We start from the raw sequence: 26,044 nt of genomic DNA on the forward strand, positions 1-26,044 counted from the left end.
CGATCTGTCGGAATGGCATGGCTTGCTTCTGGTGGGTGTCGACCTTGGTCGACACGGTAGATCCACGCCATGCGTGGATGAAGGTGCGCGTTGTGATTGGAGGAATTGGAAGGACTGAGGTCAGAACAGCTGGCCCTGCACCGTCGGTTCTTCGATCAGTGTCGATGGTGCTTCGATCACGTCTTCCGCACCCAAGCGCCAGGCCAGGCCACCCAACCGGCTGGCGTGGCGTTTCAACGCGGCCTGCAGCACCTCTGCGCTGCCCGCCACATGCAGCACCTGGCGGGCACGGGTCAGGCCGGTGTAGACCAGCTCGCGCGACAGCACGCGGCTGTCCTGGCGTGGCAGCTGCAACCACACTTCATCGAACTCCGAGCCCTGTGCCTTGTGCACGGTCATCGCAAAGGCGCTTTCGTGCGCGGGCAGCGCGGCCGGGTGGAAGGCGCGCGGCTGGTCGACGCTGTCGCCGGGGAACCAGGTCACCATCGCGCCTCTGCCATCGCGCAGGCAGATGCCGATATCGCCGTTGAACAGGCGGTGCCGGTAGCTGTTCTCGGTGACCAGCAGCAGGCGGCCCTGGAAGTAGCCCGGGGTGTTGCCAGCCAGCAGCTGTTCGATGCGGCTGTTGAGCCCGCGCGCACCCTGCGGGCCTTCGCGCAATGCGGTCAGCACGCGCAGGCGCCCGGCCTGCTGCAGGGCCCTTACCGGATCAGCGGCCTCGGCCAGCGCGCGCCAGTGGCCGAGCAGATGCTCGCGTTGGCCACGCAATGGATCGGCCTCGCCTTCGTGGAAATGCACGCCTGCCAGCGACCCACCGCGCAGCAGCTGCAATGCGGTGCTGCTGTCGCCTTCGCGCACGGCATGCGCCAGCGGTGCCAGATCCAGCGCATCGCTTTGCCGGTAACCGCGTTGCAGCTGCACGCGGCGGCCGGCGAAGGCGCGCGGCGCGGCCTGCGGCTGCAACGTGGCCGGTGCCAACAGACCCTGCAGTGCCTGCGCATCATCGGCGCGGGTGCCGATGCCATCACCGCTGGCGCGCAGGATCGCGCTGAGCACATCACCGGCTTCGACCGAGGGCAACTGATCGGGATCGCCGAGCAGGATCAGCCGCGTGCCACTGGCGATCGCATCGACCAGCTTGGCCATCATCGGCAGATCGATCATCGACGCTTCGTCGACCACCACCACATCCACCGGCAGTGGATTATCAGCGTGGTGGCGGAAGCGCGGTGAATCGGGAATCACGCCGAGCAGGCGATGCAGGGTGGTGCCGGTACTGGGCAATGCCGCGCACAACGTCGCATCCACTCCTTGTTCCTGCAGCCGTTGCACGGCGACGCGAAGGCTCTCGGCCATGCGCTCGGCAGCGCGACCGGTCGGCGCGGCCAACGCCACCCCGGGCAGCGGCTGGCCGGCATGCCGGGCCTGCGCCGCCAGCAGCAGCAACAGGCGCGCGATGGTGGTGGTCTTGCCGGTGCCGGGGCCGCCGGTGACCAGTGCCAGCGGATGGCGCAGGGTCACGCCGGCTGCGCGTGCCTGGTGATCTTCACTGTTCAATGCCTGCGGGAACAGCTGCGCGAACAGCGGCGCCAACGCCGTCATGTCCGGCGCCGGCAGCGGATGCCGGCCGATGCGCTGCAGCCCAGCCGCCAACTGGCGCTCGTACTCGCGATAGCGGCGCAGGTAGAGCAGGCCGTTCTCCAGCACCAGCGGCGCATCCTCGGCGATGGCATCGGCCTGCTCCGGCGTCGCTACCCAGGGCGATGCGCGCAGCTGCGCCAGCCAGTCCTGCGCGGCAGGCCACTCGGGCACGCCTTCCAGCAACCGCTGCGGCTGTGCCGGATCGAACGCGGCGTGGCCCTGCGATACCGCCAGCGAGGCCAGCGCCGCCGCCAGCGCCACACTCTCGGGCGTGTCGTCGCGCAGCCGCTGCAGGCTGGTCGCCAACGCGTGATCGAGGGTGCGCAGCAGGCCCTTCTGGTGCAGTTCCTTCAGCAGGCTCATGCGCTGGCCCCACGGGCACGTGCGGCCAGTTCGGCCTGGGCCTGTTCGCCACCTGCGAACAGCGCGTCGAGTGCATCCACCAGCGCGAACGGGAAGCGGTCCACATGCACGCCGTTGCCGGCAGCATCCAGGCCGCGGCAGAACAGGTAGCGGATGCCGCCCATGTCACGTTCGTAGTCGTAGGCCGCGCCCAGGCGGAAGCGCAACCAGCGATGCAGGGCCACGGTGTAGATCAGCGCCTGCAGGTCGTACTCGCTGTGCCGCATGGCAATGGCCAGCAGGTCCGGGCTGTAGCCGGGCAGGCGGTTGGACTTGTAGTCGAGCACGTACCAGCGCCCGTCGCGCACGTAGGTCAGGTCGATCATGCCGGTCATCAGCCCTTCCAGGCGGCGACGCTGGCCGAAGCCTCGACGACCACTGGAAACGCCGTGCGCATGAAGGACCTGCAGCAGCGCCGGCACCGTGGTCGGTTCGATGGCGAAATGGAAGTCGATTTCTGCGCGGCGCTCGCCTTCTCCCAGGCTGTGCAGCGCGCCGCCTTCGGGCAGCGGCACGGTCAGGGTGTGGCCAACCAGCGGCACCAGCACCGCCACGCCGTCGTCCAGGTCGACGTCGGCATAGCCTTCGTCGTGCAGCGCCTTGCGCAGTACCTCGGCCTGCCCCTCAGGGGCTTCCAGGCCCGGCTGCCAGTCACCCCATGCGGCGAAGTCGACGTTCTCCATTGCCTCATGCAGCACGTTGCCGAAGCGACTGCCCATGAAGCGCGGATCGAGCGGGGCGTTGTCCTCGGCGGCCGCGGTGGGTTCAGGCAGCGCCGGTTCCAATGGCAGTTCCGGGCCGGCCGGTTCGTCGGCGGCCGGTGCCGGCAGCTCGGTGGCGGCCGCTTCGATATCGCTGCCAACGCCTGCATCTGCGTGGGCCAGCTGGGTAAAGCTGTACACCCACCAGTCGTGCGGCACGCGCCGGGTCAGTGCACGCACGGCTGGAAGCTCACCTTCCACTTCGGCCGCCAGCTGCGGCAGCGTGGCCGGCGCCTCGCTGTCATCGATGTGCACATCGGCGAGCGCGCGCAGCGCCTGCAGGTCGCCCAGCAGCGGCGCCAGACGCGTCTTGCCCAGCCCGGCCAGATCACCCACGGCGATCCACAGCGCATGCTCGGCGCGGGTCAGTCCCACATACAGCAGGCGCGCATCCTCGGCGCGCTGCTCGCGTTCGCGCTGCGCGGTGGCCGCTTCCCAGGCCTCGTCCTTGTCCAGCTTCCAGTGTAGCTGGCGCTGGCCGCCCACATGCACCGTGCAGTGCGAGGCCGTGTTCGGTGCGCCGCCGTCGATGCCGACGAAGGGCAGGAACACCAGCGGATACTCCAGGCCCTTGCTCTTGTGCAGGGTGATGATCTGCACGCGGCGCGCATCCGATTCCAGGCGCAGCAGCTGCTGCTCGTCATCCTGGTCGGCGCTGGCCATCTGCCCCTGCAACCAGTCCAGCAGCCCGTGCATGCCCAGCGCCTGCGCAGAGGCTTCCTGCAGCAGTTCACCCAGCTGCAGGTAATTGGTGAGGCGGCGCTCGCCATCGATCAGCGCCAGCAGACGCTCGCCCTGTGCGGCACAGACATCGGCGATCACCGCGAACGGGCCGCCGCGCTGCCACCGCTCGCGCCAATGCAGCAGCTGCGCCTGGAACCCGCGTTGCAGGTCGCCGTCGCGCTCCATCGCCGCGATCGCACTGGCGCGCTGGCCGAGCAGTACCGTGGCCAGCGCTGCGCGCAGGCGACCTTCGTCAGCCGGCTGCAGCAGCGCCAGCAGCAGCGCACGCAGATCACGCGCTTCAGGCGTGGAAAACAGGCTCTGTTTGCCGGCTGCCACTGCCGGAATGCCGACCGCGGCCAGTGCGCGCTGCACCAGGGTGGCCTCGCGATGCGAGCGCACCAGCACCGCGATGTCACCGGGCTGCACCGGGCGCCCACGCAACACGGCATTGCCCGCACGCGCCTCGACCAGGATCTGGTGAATCGCGGCCACGCAGGCCTGGGTCGCCGCATCGCGCGAGGCATCGGCGCTCATCGCCTTGTCACCGCCACTGCGCAGCACGCGCAGGGTGAGCGCCGCGGCGGCATGGCCGTCGCGCTGGTAGTCCGCATCGCTGCGCACGCCACCGGGCCGCACCGGCTCGAACTGGATGTCGCGTTCGAGGAAGGCGTCTTCGCCAGCGTTGTCGTACAGCGCCTGCAGCGCGCGCAGCACAGCGGGTCGCGAGCGGAAGTTCTGGTCCAGTACCGGCGCCTGCTGCGCCACCTGCTTGGCCTTCAGGTAAGTGTGGATATCACCGCCGCGGAAACCGTAGATCGCCTGCTTGGGGTCGCCGATCAGGAACAACGCCGGTGCCAGGTCCAGCTCGCGCACCTCCGGCGAATCACCGAACACGGTGTGGAAGATGCCCCACTGGCGATCGTCGGTATCCTGGAACTCATCAACCAGCGCGATGCGGTACTGCGCGCGCAGCTGCCTGACCAGCGTCAGTCGCTGCGGGCCTTCCAGGGCGAGCGCTACGCCATCGATCAGATCGTCGTAGGTCTGCACCCGGCGGACGCGCTTCAGTGCCTGCAGCCGCTGCGTGGCGTCGGCGCGAAGCGCGTGCAGGAAATTCAATGCGGTGGCACGCAACCAGGCATCGCGTTCGGCCAGCAGCACGACATAGCGCGCCAACGGTGCCTGCAATGGCGACGACGGCGTGCGCTCGGCGAATTTCTTGTTGGTCTTGGCGGCCAACGCCTCCGGCAGCAGCGCCGGCAGGCGTTCGCTGATCAGCAGCTCGCGCGGGTCGGCGCGCTCGGCCCAGGCCAGCAGCTGCCGGCCCAGCGGATGCAGCCAGCCCAGCTTGTAGGACACGCCGTTGATCCACTTGTTATCGACGGCATCGCACAGGTCGATGAAGAACTGCTCGCCATGCTCGCGCAGCGCCTGCTGCAGTTCGGCGGCGGTGGCCTGCAATGCTGGGTGTGGATCGGCCAGCGCCACCGGCCGTGGCAACGGGTGCAGAGGCGGCGTAGCCAGCAACGCGCGCAGATCGGCCGCCAGCGCATCCGGGTTGGACCACAGCCAGGTCAGCGGCTCCAGCGTGGCCGGGTCGTTGGCATGCACGCGCCACAGATCGGCCGCGAGCTCCTTCAGCAGCTCACGGTCGCTGGCCAGCAGTTCCGGCGGATCAAAGGTGTGGCCGCTTTCCAGCGCATGCTCGCGCAGCACGCGGGTGCAGAAGCCGTGGATGGTGAAGATGGACGCCAGGTCGATCTCGTCTGCGGCCACCTGCAGGCGGCGTTTCAGTGCGGCGGCGCTCTCGGTGCCGCCCTGCAGATGGCGCTGCAGCACGTCGCGGGTCAATCGCACCTCCGGTGCTTCACCGTCGGCCGCTTCCAGGTCGACCAGGCGCGCGGCCAGCGCCAGGCGCTCGCGGATGCGCTTGCGCAGTTCCTGGGTGGCGGCATCGGTGAAGGTCACCGCCAGGATCTGGCCGATGCGCAGGCCCTGCTCCACCACCAGGCGGGTGAACAACGTGGCCAGGGTGAAGGTCTTGCCGGTGCCGGCGCTGGCTTCGATCAGCCGGATGCCCTCCAGCGGCAGCGCCAGATAGGGATCGCGGCTGAGGGATTCGATGCCGTCTTCGGCGATGGCGGTGTTCATGCGTTGCCCTCCTGGCGTGCTTCGGCGCCGAGAGCGCGGCCTTCGCGCACCGCGCTGAAGACCAGCTGGCTGTTGCGCAGCAGGTCGGCGTAGCCGGCATCGGTGGCGAACGGGTCGGCACCGCGCAGCAGCAGCTGCCACGCGTCACTTCTGGATTCCCCCCAGCTGCGGTCACTGCCGTGCCACTGCTTCCAGCCTTCGCTGCGCTGCTTTTCTGCCGGCGCGTTGTACAGCGCCCAGCCGGTGTACGGGGCAAAGCGCAGCGGCTCGCGCAGGCCACGCTGGCGCAGCTGCAGCAGCGCACGCAGCGCCGCACGTGCAGCGGGAACGCTCAATGCCGGCAGCACGTGCGGGCCGGGACCGGCATCGCCGCCGTCATGGAACTGCACAAGCGGCAGCGCATCGCCCGCCGCGTTCGCCAGCAGCCAGTCCAGGCCGTGGCGGATCACTGCATTGCCATTGAGTGTGCCGGCACGCAGGCGCACCAGCCCTTCGGGATGCCGATCGGCCACGCGGCCATGCAGGCGCACGCCATCGATGTCCACTTCGTAGCGACGGCTTTCCAGTGGTTCGCCCTGCATCCAGCCCAGCAGCGCACTGGCATACGGGCGTGTCTTCAACTGCTCCACCTCGAACTGGCGCTCGCCCAATGGACCCGACGGCAGCAGGCCACGCGCGCGCAGCCGCGGGTACAACGGCTCGGCATCGCCGCTGAGCGTGGCGCGTACCACCGCCGCCTGCACGCTGCGCTTTTCCGGCCCGCGCGAGGACAGCACCAGCGGTTCCAGGTCATCCACCTCCTCCACCTCGTCGGCCAGGCGCAGGCCCAGCGACTGAGCGAGGAACTGCCCGGCCGGGTCGCACAGGAAACGACGCAGGGTATCGAGTGCGACCTCGTCTTCCACCGCATCGTCGAGCGGCGGCGGCAACGGTGCATCGAACCACGGCTGCAGGTCGCCCCGCTGGCCGCTGAGGCGCCCGGCAGCCGGATGCCACTGGCGGCGATAGCTGAAGCGACGTGGATCGCCATCGCCGAAAGCAGCCGGTGAGAACGGCTGCAGTGCGTGGCGCACGGTGAAATCGCGGACCGCCGCCGGCGGATCGAGGTGATATGCGGCGGCGGCATCGATCAGTTCGCTGACCAGTACCGACGGCTCACGCACGCTGCCATCGCGCGGATCGGCGCCGAGATAGCTGAGATAGAACACCTCCTGCGCGGCGGCGAACAGCTGCAGGAACAGGAAGCGATCATCCTCGCGGGTGGAGCGGTCGCCCGGACGGCGGCGCGGCGTATCCAGCTCGGCGGTGAGCTGGTTGAGGCCCGCGGCCGGGTCCCGGCGCGGGAAATCGCCATCGTTGAGGCCGAGCACGCAGATCACCCGGAACGGCAGCAGCCGCATCGGCACCATGCGGCCGAAGCTGATGCCACCGGTCAGCAGCGGTGCGCGCGTGTCGGCCTCGCCCAATGCGCCGGCGAAATGTGCGCGGACCACTTCAGGCGGCACGCCGTCCTCGAAGCCGGCCTTGGCGGCATCGTCGGCAAACTGGTTGAGCAGCTTGCGCAGTCGCTCCAGCGCGCGCTGGCTGTTGGGTGAACCGGGCGCGGTGGGCAGCAGTGCATCCAGCAGCGACAGCAGGCGTTGCCGCCACTGCGCCGGTGTCAGCAGCTCGCCGAGGCGTCGCTGGTAGACCGTCAGCACGCGCAGCAGGCGCAGCAACCGGTCCAGCGCGTCCAGCGCGCCGCCTTCCAGTTCGATCCACGGCGCCACGCCGGCCACGTCGGCCTCGCTGCCGGTGGCATGGCCGAGTACCAGGCGATCCAGCGCGAACTGCCAGGTGTAGGCGTCGTCGGCCGGTGCCTGGTGCTGGTTGCGGTGTTTTGCGTCCAGGCCCCAGCGTGCGCCGGCCTGCTGCAGCCAGCCATGCAGGCGGTCGAAGTCCACCGCTTCCAGCCCGGCCGCTTCGGCCAGCGGGGCGCTGGCCAACAGGTCCAGCACTTCGTTCAGGCCAAAGCGCGAGACCGGCAGGCCCAGCAGATGCACGAACACATCGGCCAGCGGCTCGCCCGCCAGCGGACTGCTGTCGGCCAGGGCATACGGAATGTGTTCCTCCTCGCCGCCGCGACCGCCGAACACCGCTTCCAGGTACGGCACATAGGGATCGATGTCCGGCGCCAGCACCGCGATCTCGCGCGCCTGCAGCGGCGGGTCGAAGCGCGGGTCCTGCAGCAGGCTGCGCAGCTGGTCGTGCAGTACCTGCAACTCACGCAGGCGGGTGTGGCAGGCGTGTACCTGCAGGCTGGGGTCGTCGCTGCGCAGGCCGTCGCGCAGTTCACCCGAGGGCAGCGCGCGACGGTGGAACAGGTCACGCTGCAAGCGATGCAGCAGGCTGTCGGACAGGCCACCTTCGTCCAGGCTTGGCCCGGTGTCCTCCTCCGGATCGGAATAGGCGGCGATTTCGCCGGCCGGATGCACCACCTCGTAACTGCCCAGCACCGCCATGAAGTCGCGCCCGGCCGCACCCCACACTTCCAGCAGCCGGTTCTCGCCGGCCGCTTCACCGAAGGGATCCGGTGCGCCACTGCGCAGGCGCTCGGCCAGCGTCTGCAGATCTCCCCAGTACGACTGCACCGGGGTGGGCATATAGAAGTGCAGCTCGCCTACCCGGGCCTGGGTGGCCATCACCCGCAGCACGTCAGGCGAGATGTTGAGCGTTGCGAACGCGGACATGCGCGGCGGCAGGCCCTGCGGCAGGGGCTGGCCGGCGCCTTCGAAGCGGTCCAGGTACTCCTGGATGCGGCGGGCGCGGTAGTCGTGACCGCGGGTGATGGTGCGCCACAGGATCGCCTGCGGGTCGGCCGGATCGGCACCGGCTGCCCAGCGCAGCAGCCAGTCGCGGCGCCAGGCCTGGTACTTCTCGAACACCGAGGCCAGCTCGCCGGCCAGCGCCCACGGTTTCAATGCGTCATCGCCGGCAAGATAGGACTGCAGCGCGCGCATCGGCGGCTGCGCCAGCAGCGCCGGGTCGCGCAGTGCCTGATACAGCTTCCAGTGCAGGCCGGCCGCGTCCAGATCGTCCTGCTCGCCGCTGACGTTGGCCTTCAGCGCCCGCGCCACGAACTCGCCGGGGGTCAGGAACTGGAGGTTGGCGGCGACGCCGAATTCCGCGGCCAGTGTCGCCTGCAGCCAGCGCCGCATCGCCACCTGCGGGATCAGCACCACTTCCGGCGCCAGCAGCGGCTGGCCCTGCACCGGCGCACGCACGTTGCGCGCCAGCAGCGCGGCCAGCACGTCCAGGGAATTGGAATGGTAGAGGCGGAAATCGCTGCCCGGGTCACTCATCATGCACAGTGTGCAGCACGGCAGGCAGTATTCAATGGTTGGCCCGCCAGCGGTACGGATTGTTCCGGGCCGTCGGCCGATTGTCCCGGCCTCGCGAGGCCTTGCCGTGCAACAATACTGGACCGTCCAGTCTGCTTATGTTCAGCCGACGGGCCCGATCCTTCGATGTCTAAAAAACGTTAATGGTGCCCATGTCGGCTTCCACCTCCAGTCTGGTGCAGTTATCCAACGTCCGCATCGACCGGAGCGGACGCACGATCCTGCGCGACGTGTCGCTGCAGGTGCCCAAGGGCAGCATCACCGCGGTGCTCGGTCCGTCCGGCAGCGGCAAGTCGACCCTGCTGGCGGCGCTGACCGGCGAACTGCGCCCGGTCGCCGGCGAGGTCACCCTGTTCGGCAAGCCGATCCCGCATGACAGCGGCGCGCTGCTGGAAATGCGCAAGAGCGTGGGCGTGCTGTTGCAGGGCAACGGCCTGCTGACCGACCTCACCGTGGCCGAGAACGTCGCCCTGCCGCTGCGTACGCACACCCGCCTGCCGACCGCCGTGCTGCGCCGGCTGGTGCAGATGAAGCTGCATGCGGTGGGCCTGCTGGCCGCCGCCGATGCCTGGCCGCGCGAGCTGTCCGGTGGCATGGCGCGCCGTGTGGCGCTGGCCCGTGCACTGGCGCTGGACCCGCCGCTGATGATCTACGACGAGCCGCTGACCGGGCTGGACCCGATCGCCTCGGGGGTGATCATGAGCCTGATCCAGCGCCTCAACCACAGCCTGGGCCTGACCAGCATCATCGTCAGCCACCACGTGCACGAGACCCTGCCGATCTGCGACCAGGTGATCGCGATCGCCAATGGCGGCATCGTGTTCCAGGGCACGCCCGAGGCGCTGCAGTCCAGCCAGGACCCGCTGCTGCGGCAGTTCCTGCACGGCCAGCCCGATGGCCCCATCCCGTTCGATGCCGCGCCACGTGCGAGGGTTGCCTGATGCCGTTCGTCCAAGCCACCCGCTCGCTTGGCCGCGCCGGCCTGTTCTCGCTGACCGTGCTGCGTGGTTCGCTGCCGACCCGTGATTTCCTGGCCGAACTGACCCGCGAGATCTACAAGATCGGCGCGCGCTCGCTGCCGATCATCGCCGTCGGCGGTGCCTTTGTCGGCCTGGTGCTGACGCTGCAGGGCTACCGCACGCTGACCACCTTCGGTGCGGCCGACGCGCTGTCGACCCTGCTCGGCCTGTCGCTGTACCGCGAGCTGGCACCGGTGCTGACCGCGCTGCTGTTCATCGGCCGCGCCGGCAGCTCGATCGCCGCCGAACTGGGCCTGATGCGTGCCACCGACCAGATCAAGGCGCTGGAGCTGATGGCGATCGACCCGGTGGCCAAGGCGGTAGCGCCGCGCTTCTGGGCGGCGGTGCTGACCGTGCCGTTGCTGACCGGCATCTTCTGTTCGCTGGCGATCAGCGCCAGCTACTTCGAAGCCGTGCACGTGCTGGGCCTGGACAACGGCGTGTTCTGGTCGGCGCTGCGCAACAGCGTGGATTTCTGGGACGACTTCGGCGTGGCGATGCTGAAGTCGGCGATCTTCGGCGGCACTGCCGCGCTGGTGGCCGCCTATGTTGGTTTCCACGCCGAGCCGACCATTGAAGGCACTTCAGTGGCGACCACCCGTGCGGTGGTCAACGCCTCGCTGCTGGTGCTGATGTTCAACTTCGTGCTGTCGGCAATGTTGTTCACCTAACCCCTCCACCGGCGGTGCGCAGTCGCGCGCAGCCACCACGACTCGATCAGGTAATCCACATGGCCATCCGCGGTCCCAGACTCGAATTTTCCGTCGGCGCCTTCCTGCTGCTGGCTCTGGCCTCGTTGCTGGTGCTGGCCGTGGCCTCGACCAACCAGCGCTGGAGCTGGGGCAGTGAGGGCTATGACCTGAAGGCGCGCTTCTCCCAGGTCGGCCAGCTGCGCAAGCAGGCGCCGGTGAAGATCGGCGGCGTGACCGTCGGCCAGGTCGCTTCGATCGACCTGGACCCGGTGAAGTTCGAATCCATCGTGACGCTGCGCATGGACAGCAAGGTCAAGGACCTGCCGGCGGACACCTCGGCCGGCATCTTCACCAGTGGTTTGCTCGGCGAGAGCTATATCGGTCTGCAGCCGGGCGGTGACCCGGACGTGCTGAAGGCCGGCGACGAGATCGTCTTCACCCAGCCGGCCGTGGACCTGATCCAGCTGGTCGGCAAGTACATGTTCAGTGGCGGCGCCGGTGGCGGCGCTGCTCAGAAGCCCAACGATGGCGCGCAGGCGCCTGCAACGGAACCGCAACCATGAAAATGAAACTGATCCCGGCCCTGCTCGCCTCGGCGCTGCTGGCAGCCACCCCGTTCCTGGCCCAGGCCCAGGCCGCCGCACCTGCCGCTGCCGCAACGCAGAGCCAGGCCGGCAAGGTGGTGATCGATGCCAGCAGCCGCATCCTGTCCACGCTGCAGCAGCGCAAGAGCGAGTTCACCAGCAACCCGGCCAGCCTGCGCAGCTACATCGACAGCGAACTGACCCGCACCTTCGACCGCGACTACGCCGCGCGCCTGGTGCTGGGCCCGCACGCCCGCGGCGCTTCCGACGCCGACATCAAGCTGTTCGCCGATGCGATGGCCGACAGCCTGATGCAGCGCTACGGCTCGACCCTGCTCAACATCCAGGGCAAGCCAAGCTTCCGCCTGAAGGGTGAAAGCCCGCTGCCGGGCAATCGTGGCGTGCGCGTGAGCACCGAACTGGTGCGCGCCGGCAACGAGCCGACTCCGGTCGAGTACTGGATGCGCAACGTGAACGGCCAGTGGAAGATCTTCGACGTCAACATTGAAGGCATTTCCTACGTGCAGACCTTCCGCAACCAGTTCGATACCCCGCTGCGCCAGAAGGGCATCAAGCAGGTGGCCAGCGAACTGCACAGCGGCAGCATGCAGGCCGGGCCCGCGGGCAATGGCAAGTAACGCACTGGCACTGCTGGAAGGCGACACCCTGCGCCTGCGCGGGGTGCTCGACCGTGCCGCGGTGATCGCGCTGTGGCCGCAGCTGCAGGCCCTGCCGGCAAAGCTGTCACGGCTGGAGCTGGGCGAGGTGGACCGCGTGGACAGCGCCGGCCTGGCGCTGCTGGCCGAGCTGGCCGCACGCGCGAGCAGGAGCGGTCACCCACTGGTCGTCTCCGGCGCGCCGGCCGGCTACAACGAGCTGAGCGCAGCCTACCGGCTGTCGCCCGACCTGGATTTCAACGCTACTTCTGCTGCGAGCTGACATGAACGTCGTACGCACTCTCCCCCTGATCGTCCTGGCCGCCGCGCTGACCGCCTGCGCGGGCAAGCCCGCACGCAGCGATGCACCGGCAGCCAGTACCGTGGTCCCGGCCAGCACCATCGCCGAGGCCTCCGCCCCCACCGCCGATACCGCTACGATTGATGCCGCCCCGGCACCGGCCACGCCACCCTCCGTACCGGCCCGCGGCGCCGACACCGATGCGGCCAGGGCCGCAGCGGCGACCGCCCCCGGTGGTGATGACGACTTCGATGCCCTCTATGGCGGCAGCGGCAACACCGGCAGTGCGGCAGCCTACGACCCATGGGAACCGTTCAACCGCAAGGTGCACAAGTTCAACAACGCGGTCGACCGCGGCATTGCCCGTCCGCTGGCCACGGCCTACACCCACGTAGTGCCGCGCTTCGCCCGCACCGGCGTCAGCAACTTCTTCAGCAACCTGCGGGCACCGGTGACCATCACCAACCAGCTGCTGCAGGGCCGCGGTGCCGATGCCTGGGACAGCCTCGGCCGCTTTCTGATGAACAGCACGCTGGGCATCGGTGGCCTGTTCGATCCGGCGAGCAAGGCGATGGTGCCGCGCCGCAATGAAGACTTCGGCCAGACCCTGGGTGCGTGGGGCTGGCGGCGTTCGCGCTACGTGGAACTGCCGTTCTTCGGCCCGCGCACCGTACGCGATGTATTCGGCCTGGCCGGTGACATTCCGCTGTCGCCGATCCGCCGCATCGAGGAGGACAAGGTCCGCATCGGCCTGCAGGGCCTGCAGCTGGTGGATACCCGCGCGCAGCTGCTGGCGGTCGACGACCTGCGTGACACCGCCGTGGACGAGTACTCGCTGGTCCGCGATGCGTGGATGCAGCGCCGCAACTACCAGATCGAGAACGATCTGCGCAGCAAGCGCGACCGTGGCCACGACGATGCCAATTCGCCGATCCCGGTCGATGCGATGCCGATGCCGCAGTGGACGCACTGAGTCCAGCCTGCAGCGCATGAAAAACCCCGCTTCGGCGGGGTTTTTCTTTCCGGCAGATGCCAACCTCGGTTGGCACGCTTTCCTCAGGCCGCCAGCGCGGCCTCGATGGCGTCGCGCAGGCGCGCGTCATCGGCAGCCACGTCCGGGGCGAAGCGCGCGATGACCTTGCCGTCGCGGCCAACCAGGAACTTCTCGAAGTTCCACAGCACTGCCGGCGCTGCGTGGATCGGAATCTCCTTGCTCGCCAGGCGCTCACGCAGCGGACCCTCGCCGATCGACTGCGGCTGGGCGGCGGTCAGCTGCTGGTACAGCGGGTGGGTGTCGTCACCGGCCACGCTGATCTTGGAGAACATCGGGAAGCTGACGTCGTAGGTAAGCTGGCAGAACTGCTGGATTTCCGCCTCGCTGCCCGGCTCCTGGCCGAGGAAGTTGTTGGCGGGGAAGCCCAGCACTTCCAGGCCCTGCGCGTGCTTTTCCGAATACAGCGCCTGCAGGCCTTCGTACTGCGGGGTCAGGCCGCACTTGGAGGCGACGTTGACCAGCAGCAGCACCTTGCCCTGGTAGTCGGCAAGCGAGGACGGCTGGCCGTCGATGGTGGTGAGGGAAATGTCCTGGATCGGGGTGCTCACGTGGGGCTCCGGCAACAGCGGGAAATGGCCCACCAGCATAGCGCTGTGCGCGCGGTTGTAGAGCCGAGCCTACGCTCGGCTGCTGTGGCATCAGCCGAGCGTGGGCTCGGCTCTACAGGCAGGATTCAATCCACGCAGATCGTGCCCTGCGCCTTGCCGTCATCAATGCGCTGGCGGCAACCGAAGTTCTGGCGCACGTCGCGCTGGCAGGTACCGGTGACGGCACTGCCGGCGGCCACGTCGCCCGTGGCCAGGCACTGGCCGCTGCAGTCGCTCTTGCGGCTGCAGGCCTTGCCGGCGTCGGCATAGGGAATCACGCACTGCTCGCGCTGCAGCCGGCCGAGCCGCTGCAGGGTGCCACCGGCGGCCTGGCAGTCCACGTCGCGCGCTTCGCGGTACGCCTCGTCCGCTTCGGGGGTGCTGGAGGCGGCCTGCGTGGTCGTGTCCACGGTCGTTGGCGTGCTGCTGCAGGCGGCGAGCAGCGCGGTCAGGACAAGGCTGGTGAAGCGGGGCAGGCGCATGGCGGTACCTGGTCGAAGCGGACAGGCCGCCAGCATACCCATCGGCGATGCAGGCGGCGTGTCAGTGTGGCTCAGGCCTCGTCGCCCTCGCCGTCACTGCCTTCCTCCTCGGCCACCGCATCACCCTCGGCCAGGTCGCCGAGCAGCGACTGCGCCTGTTCGGACGCCAGCGACTCCACGCCACGCAGGCGGCGTTCGATGGTACGGGTCTTGCGGCTGGCCTCCCCGATGCTGCGGCCAACGGTAGTGATCTGCTTCTCGGCCTTTTCCAGGATGCCGGCGAACTTCCCGAACTCGCTCTTGACCGCACCCAGCAGGCCCCACACTTCGCTGGATCGCTTTTCAATGGCCAGGGTGCGGAAGCCCATCTGCAGGCTGTTGAGCAACGCGGTGACCGTGGTCGGTCCGGCCACCACCACACGGTGCTCGCGCTGCAGCAGGTCGACCAGGCCCGGGCGCCGGATCACCTCGGCATACAGGCCTTCGGTGGGCAGGAACATCACCGCGAAGTCCGTGGTGTGCGGTGGCACGATGTACTTGTCGCAGATCGACTTGGCCTGCACGCGCACCGCGCGCTCCAGCTGGATGCCCTGCAGGCGCACGCCCTCGGCATCGCCCTGTTCCTGTGCGTCCAGCAGGCGCTCGTAATCCTCGCGCGGGAACTTGGAGTCGATCGGCAGCCACACCGGCGTGTCGTCGCTGCTGCGGCCCGGCAGGCGCACGGCGATATCGACCATCTCGCCACTATCCGGGCGCACCCTCACCGCACGCGCGTACTGCTCCTGGGTGAGTGTCTGCTCGAGGATGTTCTCCAGCTGCACTTCGCCCCAGCTGCCGCGGTTCTTGACGTTGGTCAGCACGCGCTTGAGGTCGCCCACGCCGGTGGCCAGCTGCTGCATCTCGCCGAGGCCACGCTGCACCTGTTCCAGGCGCTCGGAGACCAGCTTGAAGGAGTTGCCCAGCCGCGTTTCCAGCGTCGACTGCAGCTTCTCGTCCACGGTGTGGCGCATCTGCTCCAGCTTCTGGGCGTTGTCGTTCTGCAGCGCGCGCAGCTGTTCCTCCAGCGTGGCACGCATCTCGGCGATGCGCTGCTCGTTGCGCTGGGTCAGTTCCTGCAGGCGCAGGCCCAGACTGTCGGTCAGGCGCTGCTGCGACTGCGCGCCCTCCTCGCGGCCCTTGCGTGCATCGTCCACCAGGGTCTGGCGCAGCGCCCCGAGCTGGGTATCGGTACGCGCAGTGAGCTCCTGCAGCTGCTGGCCAAACGCATGGATGCGTGCCTCCTGCTGCTGGCCGAAGGTCTCCAGCTGGCCGCGCAGTTCCTGCAGCCGCTGCCCCATCAACGCTGCGCCGCGCTGCTGGCTGTCGGCCACTTCAGCGCGGGCTTTGCGGGCATCTTCGCCCAGCGCTTCGCGCAGCAGGTCCAGGCGCTGGTCGGTGCGGGTGGACAGATCGGTCAGCGCGCGGGCGAAGCCATCGAGCTGTTCGCGCAGTTCGCTGCGCCCGGCGCGGGCCTCCTCGCGCACGGCCTGTTCCAGGCGGTCATGCGGCGGACGGCGCAGCAGGGCGACCAGTTGCAGGATGAGCACGGCCAATAGAAGGCCGGCAATGAGCAGGTATTCGGTTTGCATGGGGCAAGTGTAGGCTGGCCGAGTCTCAGCTGCTGCGTCAGGACCATGCCCGCTCTATACGGAAAGCCCACTTCCATCAACGTGCGCAAGGTACTGTGGCTGTGCGCGGGGCTGGATCTGCCCCTGCATCACGAGCCGGTCCCCCCACCTGATCTGCTGGCCACGCTGAACCCCAACCGGCAGGTGCCGGTGCTGCGCGATGGCGACTTCGTACTGTGGGAATCCAACAGCATCTGCCGCTACCTTGCCGCGCGCGCCGGACGCGAGGATCTGCTGCCACGTGCGCCGCAGGCCCGTGCGCGGGTGGAGCAGTGGATGGACTGGCAGGCCAGCGATCTCAACAGTGCCTGGCGCCACGTGTTCATGGCGCGCGTGCGCCAGCATCCGGACTATCCGGACGATGCCCGCGCCGAGGCCAGCCTGGCGCAGTGGAACCGGCTGATGGGTGTGCTTGAAGCCCAGCTGGCCGCCACCGATGCCTATGTGGCGGGCAGCACCTTCACCCTTGCGGATATCGTGCTGGGGCTGTCGACCCAACGCTGGCGCAGCACGCCGGGCAGCAAGCCCGCGCTGCCCCACCTCGTCGCATGGTTCGAGCGCCTGCGAGAGCAGCCCGGTTTCGCCGAACACGTCGACAACGGCGTGGCGTGAGCGGTGGCTCCCGCAGCTGTTGGTAGGTGTCGACCCTGGTCGACACGGCTGATCCACGCCATGTGTGGATGAAGCTCCGTAGAGCCGAGCCTATGCTCGGCTGACGCCCACGCGCGAACGGCAGCCGAGCGTGGGCTCGGCTCTACAGGAGCCTTACCAGCCTTCCAGCACGATCTTGCCCTTGGCGCGGTGGCTTTCCAGCAGCGCGTGGGCGCGGCGCAGGTTGGCCGCGTCGATGCGCCCGAAGTGCTCGCCCAGCGTGGTCTGCAGCACGCCGGCATCGATCAGCTCGGCCACCCGGTTCAACAGGTCGTGCTGGCGCTGCATGTCCGCCGTCCGGTACAGCGGGCGGGTGAACATCGATTCCCAGTGCAGTGACAACGCCTTGCGCTTGAGCGCCATCACATCCACCTGGCCCGGGTCATCGATCAGGCCGAACTGGCCCTGTGGCGCCAGCAGCTCCACGATCTGCGCGTAGTGCTGGTCGGAATGGGTCAGGCTGGCCACGTGCTGCACCTCGCTGATGCCCAGCCGCGCCAGGCCCTCGGCCAGTGGCAGGCGGTGGTCGATCACATGGTGGGCGCCCATCGCATACACCCAGTCCTGGGTCTCCGGGCGCGAGGCGGTGCCGATCACGGTCAGCCTGGTGAGCTTCCGCGCCAACTGCACCAGGATCGAGCCGACACCACCGGCAGCGCCGATCACCAGCAGGGTCTGGCCTTCGCCCCCGTCCTCGGGAATGCGCAGGCGGTCGAACAGCAGCTCCCAGGCGGTGATCGCGGTCAGCGGCAGTGCGGCGGCAGCGGCGTCATCGAGGCTGGCCGGCTTGCGGCCGACGCTGCGTTCGTCCACCAACTGGTACTGGGCATTGCTGCCCGGGCGATCGATGACGCCAGCGTAGTAGACCGCATCGCCGGGCTGGAACAGGGTCACCTCGCTGCCCACCGCATCGACGATGCCGACCGCATCCCAGCCCAGCACGCGCGGGCCATCGGTGGCCACGCCTCGGCGGACCTTGGTGTCGACGGGGTTCACCGCCACTGCGCGCACCGCCACGCGCAGGTCGCGCGGGCCCGGCTGCGGCAACTCCAGTTCGAGGTCGATCAGGGCCTGGGGATCATCGATCGGCAGGCCGGCTTGGGTGTAGGCAATGGCGCGCATGGCAGCGGTCCAGTGGGGGAGGAGGCGACAGGTTGCGCCGCACGCGGTCTCGCAGAAAGGCGCAGAATCGGGCAGCACTTTCACTCTGGCGATGAAGATGATCCGCTTCGACGATCTGCAGCTGTTCGTCCGCACTGCTGCGCTGGGCAGCTTTTCGCAAGCGGCCCGCGAGGCCGACCTGCTGCCGGGGCAGGTCGCCGCGGCAGTGGCGCGGCTGGAACGCGAGCTGGACCTGCGCCTGTTCGTGCGCACCACCCGCAGCCTGCGCCTGACCGGCGAGGGCGCGCTGTACCTGCCCTACGCACAGGACGTGCTGGCCACCCTGCGCGAGGGCCAGGCGCGCGTGCAGGCCGAGGACGCCGAACTGCACGGCACCCTGCAGCTGTCGGCGCCGTCGGACTTGGGCCGCAACCTGCTGCTGCCCTGGCTGAGCGCGTTCCGCGCGGCCCATCCCCGGCTGCGCCTGCACCTGCGCCTGTCCGATGAAGTGGCCGATGTGTTCCGCGACCCGGTCGACGTGGCCATCCGCATCGGCCACTTCGACGACGCCAACTACGTCGCCCTGCCCCTGCTGGAAGGCAATCGGCGCGTACTGGCGGCCTCGCCCGATTACCTGCAGCGACGGGGCACGCCGGTGCGCCTGGACGAACTGCGTGAGCACGATTGCCTGGTCTACCAGCTCAGCGGTCGTGCCTACGATCGCTGGTCTTTCGACGTCGATGGGCGTCGTACCGTGGTTGCCGTGCGCGGCCCCCTGGTCTGCGACGACGCCGATGTTGTAAGGCGCTGGGCCGTGGCCGGCGAAGGCATCACCTACAAGTCCTGGCTGGACCTGCGCGAGGACGTGCTGGCCGGGCGCCTGCAGCTGCTGCTGGGCGGTGTCGGCAGCGACATCCCGTTGCAGCTGGTGTGCCCGCACCGCAAGCAGTTCTCACCCGCGGTGCGGCAGCTGCACGCGCAGCTGCGCCAGCACCTGCAACCGCTGCTGTCTGGCATGCCGGTTGGCCCCACCGGCCCCCTGTCCTCCGCCGTGGTGCTGGCCGACAATGGCGGCCCCGCGTAAGAGAGAACACCGCCATGCCGTGGATGGGCATCCAGGACCTGTGGACGTTTCTGGTCGCCGTGCTGGTGTTTCTCGCCCTGCCCGGCCCCGGCACCTTCACCCTGCTGACCGCCACCGGCCGTGGCGGCGTGCGTGGCGGCTACACCGCATTGGCCGGCCTGCTGGTCGGCGACCAGATCCTGATGTGGCTGGCGCTGGCCGGCGTGGCCGCACTGCTCAAGGCCAACCCGCTGGTGTTCCACGCCGTGCAGTACCTGGGTGCGGCCTACCTGGTGTGGGTGGGCATCAGCCTGCTGCGCACGCCCAAGCACGAGGGCGGTGATGCTGGTCCGATCCGCATGCAGCCGGGCCGCTACTTCCAGCAGGCGATCCTGGTCAGCCTGCTCAACCCGAAGGCGATCCTGTTCTACATGGCCTTCCTGCCGCTGTTCATCGATCCGAAGGCGCACCAGGGCATCGCGACCTTCGCGGCCCTGGCCGGCATCATCCTGGTGGTCAGCATCGCCTACTGCTCGATGCTGATCGGCGTGGGCAACCTGGCCCGCCGCCGGTTGATCCAGCACCCGCGGATCAGCGATGTGCTGCGCCGCGTGGCCGGCCTGTTCCTGGTGGGGTTCGGCATCCGGCTGGGGTTGAACGGATGAACGGGCGGCTGCCGCTGCTCGGCCTGGCCCTGCTGTTCGCCGGCACCGCCTCTGGCGCCCCGGCCTGCTTTATGCCGATTCCGGCAGTCTGGTCGCGGTGCAGCGCGCGCGCCGGCAATCATGACCCCCGTCAGTGGTAATGCTGCGCTGCGTTCGGTCACACTCGGGAACTTGTCGTTCTAAGTCACCCCTTCCGAGGCCTGCATGTCCCTGTTCCGGCGCAAGTCCCTAGATTCCGTCACCGTCCACGAAGCCGGCAGGCGCCTGATCCCGACGCTCAGCTGGCCGCACCTGATCGCGCTGGGCATCGGCGCCATCGTCGGTACCGGCATCTACACGCTGATCGGCGTCGGTGCCAACCTGGCTGGCCCGGCCGTGCTGATCTCCTTCGCCATCGCCGGTGCGGTCTGTGCCTGCGCGGCGCTGTCCTACGCCGAGCTGTCGACGATGATGCCCGCCGCCGGCAGTGCCTACACCTACAGCTACAGTGCGCTGGGCGAGGTGTTCGCCTGGGTGGTGGGCTGGAGCCTGATCCTGGAGTACTCGCTGGTGGTGAGTACGGTGGCGGTGGGCTGGTCCGGCTACTTCGTCGGCTTCCTCGAATGGGTCCACACCCAGTTCGGCTGGAACGTGCACCTGCCGGCCTGGCTGGCGGCCGGCCCGCACGTGGAAGGCGGCATGATCAACCTGCCGGCGATCATCATCACCTGGCTGGTGGCCGGCATGCTGATGGCCGGCACCAAGGAAAGCGCCACACTCAACGCCATCCTGGTGGTGTTCAAGCTGATCGCGCTGGCCATCTTCGTGGCCGTGGCCCTGCCCGCGTTCGACAGCGCCAACCTGCAGCCGTTCATGCCGTACGGCTTCGCCAAGTCGATGGGCCCCGACGGCGTCGAGCACGGCGTGATGGCGGCAGCGGCGATCATCTTCTTCGCCTTCTACGGCTTCGATGCGATCTCCACCGCCGCCGAGGAAACCAAGAACCCGGGCCGCGACCTGTCGATCGGCATCATCGGTTCGATGATCGGCTGCACCATCGTCTACGTGCTGGTGGCGCTGGCCGCCGTGGGTGCGATGAGCTACGCGGTGTTCGGCCACAGCGCCGAGCCGCTGGCGCTGATCATGCGCCAGCTGGGCCATCCGACCGCGGCGATGGTGATCGGCGTGATCGCGATCATCGCCCTGCCGACCGTGCTGCTGGCCTTCCTGTACGGCCAGAGCCGCATCTTCTTCGTGATGAGCCGCGACGGCCTGCTGCCGCGTCGCCTGTCCAAGGTGAACGCACGTACCGGCACGCCGGTGGCAACCACGCTGTTCACTGCGGTCGTGGTTTCCGCGCTGGCCGGCGTGGCGCGCCTGGACGAGATTGCCGCACTGGCCAACGCCGGTACCCTGGCCGCGTTCACTGCGGTAGGCATCTGCCTGGTGGTGCTGCGGCTGCGCGAGCCGGACCGCGCGCGCACGTTCCGCACGCCGCTGGCCTTCGTGGTTGGCCCGCTGGCCGCGCTGGGTTGCATCTACCTGTTCATCAGCCTGCCGCACACCACCCAGCTGTACTTCCTGTTGTGGAACGTGGCCGGCCTGGTGCTGTACCTGCTGTACAGCCGACGCCATGCGCTGATCGCGAAATAGACCGATCACCGGTAGTGGGGGGGGGGGGGGGGGCCCCCCCCCCCGGGGGGGGGCCCCCCCCCGGGGGGGGGGCGGCACCACCGCAGGGCGTTTCAACCGCCCTGCTTTGCGGCGTAGTCCTGCGCCTGGCGCATCACCCGCAGCAGGTTGCCGCCCCAGATGCCGGCGATCTGCTTCTCGGTATAGCCCTTGCGCAGCAGCCACGCGGTGATCTTCGGCAGCTGGCTGACATCGGGCAGGTCACTCAGTCCGCCACCACCATCCCAGTCCAGGCCGATGCCCGCGTGCTCAGGGCCGACCACCGTGAGGATGTGGTCGAAGTGGGCGAAGAAGTCGTCCAGGCTGGCGTGCCGCACCGGGTGCTCGTGGTCCAGTGCCTGTTCGGCCTTCAGCAGGGCAACGCCTTGTTCGATGCCCATGCCTTCCCAGCCGCCCAGCTGCTTGCTCAGCGCTTCCTCGGCCTGTTTGCGCTCGGGCGTCTTCGCGGTGTCGATCAGGTAGCCGCCATAGGCGTTCACCTGGATCACGCCGCCGGCTTTGGCCAGCTTGCGCAGGCGCGCGTCGTCGAGATTGCGCGGGTGGTCGTAGACCGCCTTGGCCGAGCTGTGCGACAGCACGAATGGTACCGGCATCATTGCCAGCAGATCGTCGAACACCGCATCCGATGCATGTGACTGGTCGATCACGATGCCCAGCTTCACCGCCTGCCGCACCAGCTCCTTGCCGGCCGGGCTAAGTCCTTTCCATTCCGCACCCTTGGGATCGGTGGCCGAATCGGCGAACTCGTTGTTGGCAAAGTGCACGGTGCTGAGCAGGCGCAGGCCGGCGCGGTGGTAGAACGAGAGCAGGCTGGGATCGGCCACCAGCGGGCTGGCGTTTTCCATGCTGATGTAGACCACACGCTTGCCGGCCGCCTTGATCCGCGCCGCGTCATCGGCGGTCAGTGCCAGCGCGAACCGCTCGGGGTTGGCGGCCAGCATCTCGCGTATTTCCAGCAACCGCTGCAACCCGTGGTCACGTTCGGCCAGGTGAGCGGCGGGGCTGCGGTCGCCCTGGTCGGTGTAGATCGCCCAGAACCCGCCGTCCAGCGCGCCTTCGACCATGCGCGGGTAGTCCACCTGCGAGAGTGCGTTGCGGTCGTGGCGCTGTTCGATGTCGAAGCCGGTGCGGCCGAAATTGGCCGGCGTATCCAGATGGCTGTCGAGCGTGACCAGGCGCTGCTGCAGGGCCTTGGCGCGGGCCAGCTCCTGCGTGCTGAACTCGATGGCGTGGGCGGACAGTGGCGCGCACAGCGCCACGGCAAGCACGAAGGACAGGTGGCGCAACGATGGCATGGGCTCTCACCGGTGTTGGGAAGAGCCCGACCATAGCGCTGTGGCCCCCCGTTTTGTAGCGCCGGGCATGGGCTCGGCTGCCAGACAGATCAGCCGAGCGTGGGCTCGGCTCTACAGAGATCGGCAGTCACGCGGTCAATCCACCACGCGGCAGAACACGGCCTTGAGGTAACGCGATTCCTGCACGTGGGCCATGAACGGATGGTCCGGGCCGGCGCCGGCGACCTTCAGGATCTGGATCGTGCGGCCGGAGAAATAGGCCGCGCGGCGCAGCATGTCGAGGAACTGGTCCTCGGCCACCAGGCCGGTGCAGGAAAACGTGGCGAACAGGCCGCCCGGCTTCACCACGCCAAGCGCCAGCTTGTTCATGTCCAGGTACTTCTTCAGTGCGGTGATGACCTGGTCGCGGTCGCGGGTCATCTTCGCCGGGTCCAGGATCACCACGTCGTACTGCTCACCGCGGTTGGCGGCGTCGCGCAGCCACGGGAAGATATCGGACTGGATGAACTTCGGGCGCACGTTGTTCAGGCGCGAATTGCCCTTGGCGATCTGGATGACGTCCTCATCAATGTCGATGCCGACCACTTCCGAGGCACCACGCGCTGCTGCGTACACGGCGAAGCCACCGGTGTTGCAGCACAGGTCCAGAACGCTCTTGCCTTCCACCTGCTGGCTCAGCCACTCGCGGTTCTCGCGCTGGTCGGCGAAGAAGCCGGTCTTGTGTGCACCGGCCGGGTCGGCGCGGAACTTGATGCCGTACTCGGTGATCACCGCCGCTTCGGTGGTGGTGTTGCCGTGGAAGTCGAAGCTCTCCTGCTTCTGCACGTGTTCGTCGGCGAAGCTGTGGAAACGGCAGCCCGGGAACTGCTCGCGCAGGGCGTCGTAGATCCATTCGCGGTGGCGGAACATGCCGGCGGCGAAGAACTCGACCACCACCAGGTCGCCGTAGCGATCCACCACCAGGCCGGACAGGCCGTCGCCTTCGCTGTGCACCACGCGCCAGGCGTCGGAGACCGCGTCGAGCTTCAGCACCTCACGGCGCAGCGACACCGCCTGGGCGATCTTGCGCGAGAACCAGCCGGCATCGACCGGCACGTTCTGGTCGGTCTCAAGGATGCGCACGGCAATGCGCGAGTGCCCGTTGTAGAACCCGCGGCCAATGAACTCGCCATCGATGCCGACCACGTCGACGATGGAACCGGGCTTGGGCCGGACGGTCGGCTTCTCGACCAGTTTCTGGAAGATCCACGGGTGGCTGGAACGCCACGCATTCTTGAGGCGGACAATCGGAGGGGGGGTATTCATCCGGTCATTGTAGCCGGGGGGCACCGGGGGCCGGAAATCCAGGGCCCGGCGCGGCATTTGACGGCGGCCCGGCCAGGCCGCAGAATCGGCAGCAGAAGGGGAGTAGCTCCCAGACGTTGTCGCCGTCATTTCGAGCCCGCAGGCTCCGGTGCAACGGCAGTTCCAGCCGACTGGAACTGCGAGCGAGACCTTCGCCGTACTGGCGAAGCTCTGTCCCTGGATCCCCCTCCCGATCCTCCGTTGCAGATCCTCGCCGTCCGGCCTGGCATTCATCTTTCCAACGGACATTCCCAATGCAGACGATCGGTAACGTGTGGTTGTGGGGCGGCTTCGCAGCGGTGGTGGTCATCGCCCTGCTGGTCGACCTCGTGTTGATGCGCCATGGTGGACCGCACAAGGTCACCTTCAAGGAGGCCCTGTGGTGGTCCATCGGCTGGGTCGCGCTGGCCCTGCTGTTCAATGCCGGCCTCTGGTACTACCTGAATGAGACCGCCGGCCAGGTGGTAGCGAACAAGGTCGGCCTCGAATTCCTGACCGGCTACCTGGTCGAGAAGGCGCTGGCGGTCGACAACATCTTCGTGTTCCTGATGATCATGAGCTACTTCGCGGTGCCGGATGAGCAGCGCCAGAAGGTGCTGATCATCGGCATCCTGGGTGCGATCGTGCTGCGTACGATCATGATCTTCGCCGGCAGCGTGCTGATCAGCCAGTTCCATTGGCTGCTCTACGTATTCGGTGCTTTCCTGCTCTTCACCGGTTGGAAAATGTGGTTTGCCGCCGGCCAGGAGCCGGACCTGGAGACCAACCCGGCCCTGCGCTGGATGCGCAAGCACCTGCGCCTGCTGCCCGACTACGCCGGCAACGCGCTGAGCGTGAAGCGCGACGGCGTGCGCTGGTTCACCCCGCTGTTCGCGGTGCTGATCCTGATCGCGGTCACCGACGTGATCTTCGCGGTGGACAGCATCCCGGCGATCTTCGCGATCACCACCGACCCGTTCATCGTGCTCACCTCCAACGTGTTCGCGGTGCTGGGCCTGCGCGCGATGTTCTTCCTGCTGGCCGGCATGGCCGACCGCTTCCACCTGCTGCCGTATGGCCTGGCGCTGGTGCTGGGCTTCATCGGCATCAAGATGATGATCATCGACCTGTTCAAGATCCCGACCCCGGTGTCGCTGGGCGTGGTCGCGGTCATCATCGCCGCCACCGTGGTACTGAGCCTGAAGTACCCGCCGAAGGAAGGCTCCGGCCACGCCTGATCATGGCCGGCCGGCGGGATTGTCCCGCCAGCCGCACCCACTCTCCCGCAGCGGTGGCCTTGGTTTCGCGCCAGTCACCGCCATTGCTGAGGTATGGACAACAACGCGCCCCTGCCCGCCGGCGACGTGCCGGCCCCTCGCGATGACCGCTCGCGCATCCTGCGGGCGTTCAATCTCAGCCTTGCCGCTGTGCTGGTGCTGGTGGCCGTGTTCGCCCTGCAGGGCACCTTCGACTGGCGGCCGTGGGCGGTCGCACCGCTGGAAGCCAAGGGCCTGCTTGGCCTGATCGGTGGGCCGATGCTGCATGCCTCGGTCGAGCATATCGCCGCCAACAGCATCGCGATCCTGATCCTGGGCACGCTGGCTGGAAGTGTCTACCCGAAAGCAACCGTACGCGCCCTGCCCCTGCTGTGGCTGGGCTCGGGCATCGGCGCGTGGATGCTGGGCAATCCGGGCAGCGTGCACCTGGGCGCCAGCGGCGTGACCCACGGCCTGATGTTCCTGCTGGCCAGCCTGGGCCTGCTGCGCCGCGACCGCACCGGCATCGCCACCGGCCTGATCGGCATGCTGTTCTACGGCGGCATGCTGATGACCATCCTGCCACACGCCGATGGCGTGTCCTGGCAGTCGCACATGGGCGGCGCCTTCGCCGGCATCATCGCCGCGCTGCTGTTCCGCAACGCCGACCCGCTGCCGCCGCGCCCGCGCTACAGCTGGGAAGACGAAGAAGACGAGGCAGAACCGCTGGCCGACGACGAGCTGGAGCCGCCGTCGCCACAGCGCGTGCCGGTGCTGTGGCAGCCGCGCGAGGGCCAGGACTACGTGGTGATTCCGTTCCGCCGGCCGGACGAACCGCGCGGTTGAGAGGTGGGGTAGTGCCGGCCGCTGGCCGGCAACCCGGGAATTCCCACCGAAGGTTCATGAGGTTGCCGGC

21 protein-coding genes are annotated in these 26,044 nt (G+C 68.4%); 12 read left to right on the forward strand and 9 right to left on the reverse strand.

Translation table 11 applies throughout. From position 1 onward, the window contains the following. Nucleotides 1–120: 120 nt before the first annotated feature. The 3 genes from recD to recC are packed head-to-tail and all read right to left on the reverse strand — an operon-like array spanning nucleotide 121 to nucleotide 9,025. Nucleotides 121–2,004: an exodeoxyribonuclease V subunit alpha gene (recD, locus tag ROV95_RS02910; protein ID WP_312542852.1), complete on the reverse strand. Its 1,884-nt coding sequence runs from the start codon at nucleotides 2,002–2,004 to the stop codon at nucleotides 121–123. Then, nucleotides 2,001–5,681 carry an exodeoxyribonuclease V subunit beta gene (gene recB / locus ROV95_RS02915; RefSeq protein ID WP_312542855.1) on the reverse strand — a complete coding sequence of 1,227 codons (3,681 nt, stop codon included), beginning with the start codon at nucleotides 5,679–5,681 and terminating at the stop codon, nucleotides 2,001–2,003. Before recB ends, recD begins: the two co-directional genes overlap by 4 nt. After that, the gene (gene recC / locus ROV95_RS02920) at nucleotides 5,678–9,025 is read right to left on the reverse strand and encodes an exodeoxyribonuclease V subunit gamma (RefSeq protein WP_312542858.1); all 3,348 of its coding nucleotides are present in this window, start codon (nucleotides 9,023–9,025) and stop codon (nucleotides 5,678–5,680) included. Before recC ends, recB begins: the two co-directional genes overlap by 4 nt. Before the next feature lie 188 nt (nucleotides 9,026–9,213). Between recC and ROV95_RS02925 the strand changes: the two genes are divergently transcribed. From ROV95_RS02925 to ROV95_RS02950, 6 genes are read left to right on the forward strand one after another with little or no spacing between them, the layout of a single operon-like run. Beyond that, complete coding sequence (locus tag ROV95_RS02925) at nucleotides 9,214–10,002, forward strand: ATP-binding cassette domain-containing protein (RefSeq protein WP_010487485.1); 789 nt, start codon at nucleotides 9,214–9,216, stop codon at nucleotides 10,000–10,002. Beyond that, nucleotides 10,002–10,751 (forward strand): MlaE family lipid ABC transporter permease subunit, encoded by a 750-nt coding sequence (locus ROV95_RS02930; RefSeq protein ID WP_005414955.1) that lies wholly within the window; start codon nucleotides 10,002–10,004, stop codon nucleotides 10,749–10,751. Before ROV95_RS02925 ends, ROV95_RS02930 begins: the two co-directional genes overlap by 1 nt. 59 nt (nucleotides 10,752–10,810) lie before the next feature. Then, complete coding sequence (gene mlaD / locus ROV95_RS02935; protein ID WP_058983117.1) at nucleotides 10,811–11,335, forward strand: outer membrane lipid asymmetry maintenance protein MlaD; 525 nt, start codon at nucleotides 10,811–10,813, stop codon at nucleotides 11,333–11,335. Continuing rightward, the gene (locus tag ROV95_RS02940; RefSeq protein WP_021203288.1) at nucleotides 11,332–11,994 is read left to right on the forward strand and encodes an ABC transporter substrate-binding protein; all 663 of its coding nucleotides are present in this window, start codon (nucleotides 11,332–11,334) and stop codon (nucleotides 11,992–11,994) included. The genes mlaD and ROV95_RS02940 overlap by 4 nt, the downstream gene beginning before the upstream one ends. Next, on the forward strand, nucleotides 11,984–12,295 hold the full coding sequence (locus ROV95_RS02945; RefSeq protein ID WP_058983118.1) for an STAS domain-containing protein: 312 nt from the start codon (nucleotides 11,984–11,986) through the stop codon (nucleotides 12,293–12,295). The genes ROV95_RS02940 and ROV95_RS02945 overlap by 11 nt, the downstream gene beginning before the upstream one ends. Nucleotide 12,296: 1 nt before the next feature. Then, nucleotides 12,297–13,286 (forward strand): VacJ family lipoprotein, encoded by a 990-nt coding sequence (locus ROV95_RS02950; protein ID WP_312542867.1) that lies wholly within the window; start codon nucleotides 12,297–12,299, stop codon nucleotides 13,284–13,286. 83 nt (nucleotides 13,287–13,369) lie between these two features. Here the strand turns inward: ROV95_RS02950 and ROV95_RS02955 are convergent, their stop codons facing one another. From ROV95_RS02955 to rmuC, 3 genes are all read right to left on the reverse strand, one after another. Further along, nucleotides 13,370–13,915 carry a glutathione peroxidase gene (locus ROV95_RS02955; RefSeq protein ID WP_058983272.1) on the reverse strand — a complete coding sequence of 182 codons (546 nt, stop codon included), beginning with the start codon at nucleotides 13,913–13,915 and terminating at the stop codon, nucleotides 13,370–13,372. Nucleotides 13,916–14,040: 125 nt separating this feature from the next. After that, entirely contained in the window at nucleotides 14,041–14,436 is a 396-nt protein-coding gene (locus ROV95_RS02960) for a hypothetical protein (protein WP_019658780.1), read from the reverse strand. 71 nt (nucleotides 14,437–14,507) lie between these two features. Further along, nucleotides 14,508–16,064 carry a DNA recombination protein RmuC gene (gene rmuC, locus ROV95_RS02965; RefSeq protein WP_019658781.1) on the reverse strand — a complete coding sequence of 519 codons (1,557 nt, stop codon included), beginning with the start codon at nucleotides 16,062–16,064 and terminating at the stop codon, nucleotides 14,508–14,510. Nucleotides 16,065–16,109: 45 nt separating this feature from the next. On the opposite strand from rmuC, the gene ROV95_RS02970 reads away from it, so the two are divergent. Beyond that, the gene (locus ROV95_RS02970) at nucleotides 16,110–16,715 is read left to right on the forward strand and encodes a glutathione S-transferase family protein (RefSeq protein ID WP_312542875.1); all 606 of its coding nucleotides are present in this window, start codon (nucleotides 16,110–16,112) and stop codon (nucleotides 16,713–16,715) included. A gap of 153 nt (nucleotides 16,716–16,868) precedes the next feature. On the opposite strand, the gene ROV95_RS02975 is transcribed toward ROV95_RS02970, so the two are convergent. Then, complete coding sequence (locus ROV95_RS02975) at nucleotides 16,869–17,876, reverse strand: zinc-binding alcohol dehydrogenase family protein (protein WP_164145137.1); 1,008 nt, start codon at nucleotides 17,874–17,876, stop codon at nucleotides 16,869–16,871. Nucleotides 17,877–17,967: 91 nt separating this feature from the next. Between ROV95_RS02975 and ROV95_RS02980 the strand changes: the two genes are divergently transcribed. The 3 genes from ROV95_RS02980 to ROV95_RS02990 all read left to right on the forward strand — a co-directional run bounded on the left by ROV95_RS02980 (nucleotide 17,968) and on the right by ROV95_RS02990 (nucleotide 21,215). Further along, nucleotides 17,968–18,939 (forward strand): LysR family transcriptional regulator, encoded by a 972-nt coding sequence (locus ROV95_RS02980; RefSeq protein ID WP_188250468.1) that lies wholly within the window; start codon nucleotides 17,968–17,970, stop codon nucleotides 18,937–18,939. A 14-nt stretch (nucleotides 18,940–18,953) separates the two neighbouring features. Then, nucleotides 18,954–19,583: a leucine efflux protein LeuE gene (leuE, locus tag ROV95_RS02985; RefSeq protein ID WP_135275630.1), complete on the forward strand. Its 630-nt coding sequence runs from the start codon at nucleotides 18,954–18,956 to the stop codon at nucleotides 19,581–19,583. Nucleotides 19,584–19,787: 204 nt separating this feature from the next. Continuing rightward, complete coding sequence (locus ROV95_RS02990; protein ID WP_019658787.1) at nucleotides 19,788–21,215, forward strand: amino acid permease; 1,428 nt, start codon at nucleotides 19,788–19,790, stop codon at nucleotides 21,213–21,215. A gap of 92 nt (nucleotides 21,216–21,307) precedes the next feature. On the opposite strand, the gene ROV95_RS02995 is transcribed toward ROV95_RS02990, so the two are convergent. Together ROV95_RS02995 and ROV95_RS03000 are read right to left on the reverse strand one after the other, a co-directional pair. Continuing rightward, nucleotides 21,308–22,549 (reverse strand): dipeptidase, encoded by a 1,242-nt coding sequence (locus ROV95_RS02995; RefSeq protein WP_019658788.1) that lies wholly within the window; start codon nucleotides 22,547–22,549, stop codon nucleotides 21,308–21,310. A 135-nt stretch (nucleotides 22,550–22,684) separates the two neighbouring features. Next, nucleotides 22,685–23,854, reverse strand: coding sequence for a class I SAM-dependent rRNA methyltransferase (locus ROV95_RS03000; RefSeq protein WP_312542893.1), 1,170 nt, complete (start codon nucleotides 23,852–23,854; stop codon nucleotides 22,685–22,687). Nucleotides 23,855–24,147: 293 nt separating this feature from the next. Between ROV95_RS03000 and ROV95_RS03005 the strand changes: the two genes are divergently transcribed. Together ROV95_RS03005 and ROV95_RS03010 are read left to right on the forward strand one after the other, a co-directional pair. Then, nucleotides 24,148–25,110: a TerC family protein gene (locus tag ROV95_RS03005; protein ID WP_019658790.1), complete on the forward strand. Its 963-nt coding sequence runs from the start codon at nucleotides 24,148–24,150 to the stop codon at nucleotides 25,108–25,110. 93 nt (nucleotides 25,111–25,203) lie between these two features. After that, entirely contained in the window at nucleotides 25,204–25,974 is a 771-nt protein-coding gene (locus ROV95_RS03010; protein WP_312542895.1) for a rhomboid family intramembrane serine protease, read from the forward strand. Nucleotides 25,975–26,044: the final 70 nt, after the last annotated feature.

Origin of the sequence: Stenotrophomonas maltophilia group sp. msm1 (assembly GCF_032025805.1) — a bacterium.
Classification (GTDB): Bacteria; Pseudomonadota; Gammaproteobacteria; order Xanthomonadales; family Xanthomonadaceae; genus Stenotrophomonas; species Stenotrophomonas hibiscicola.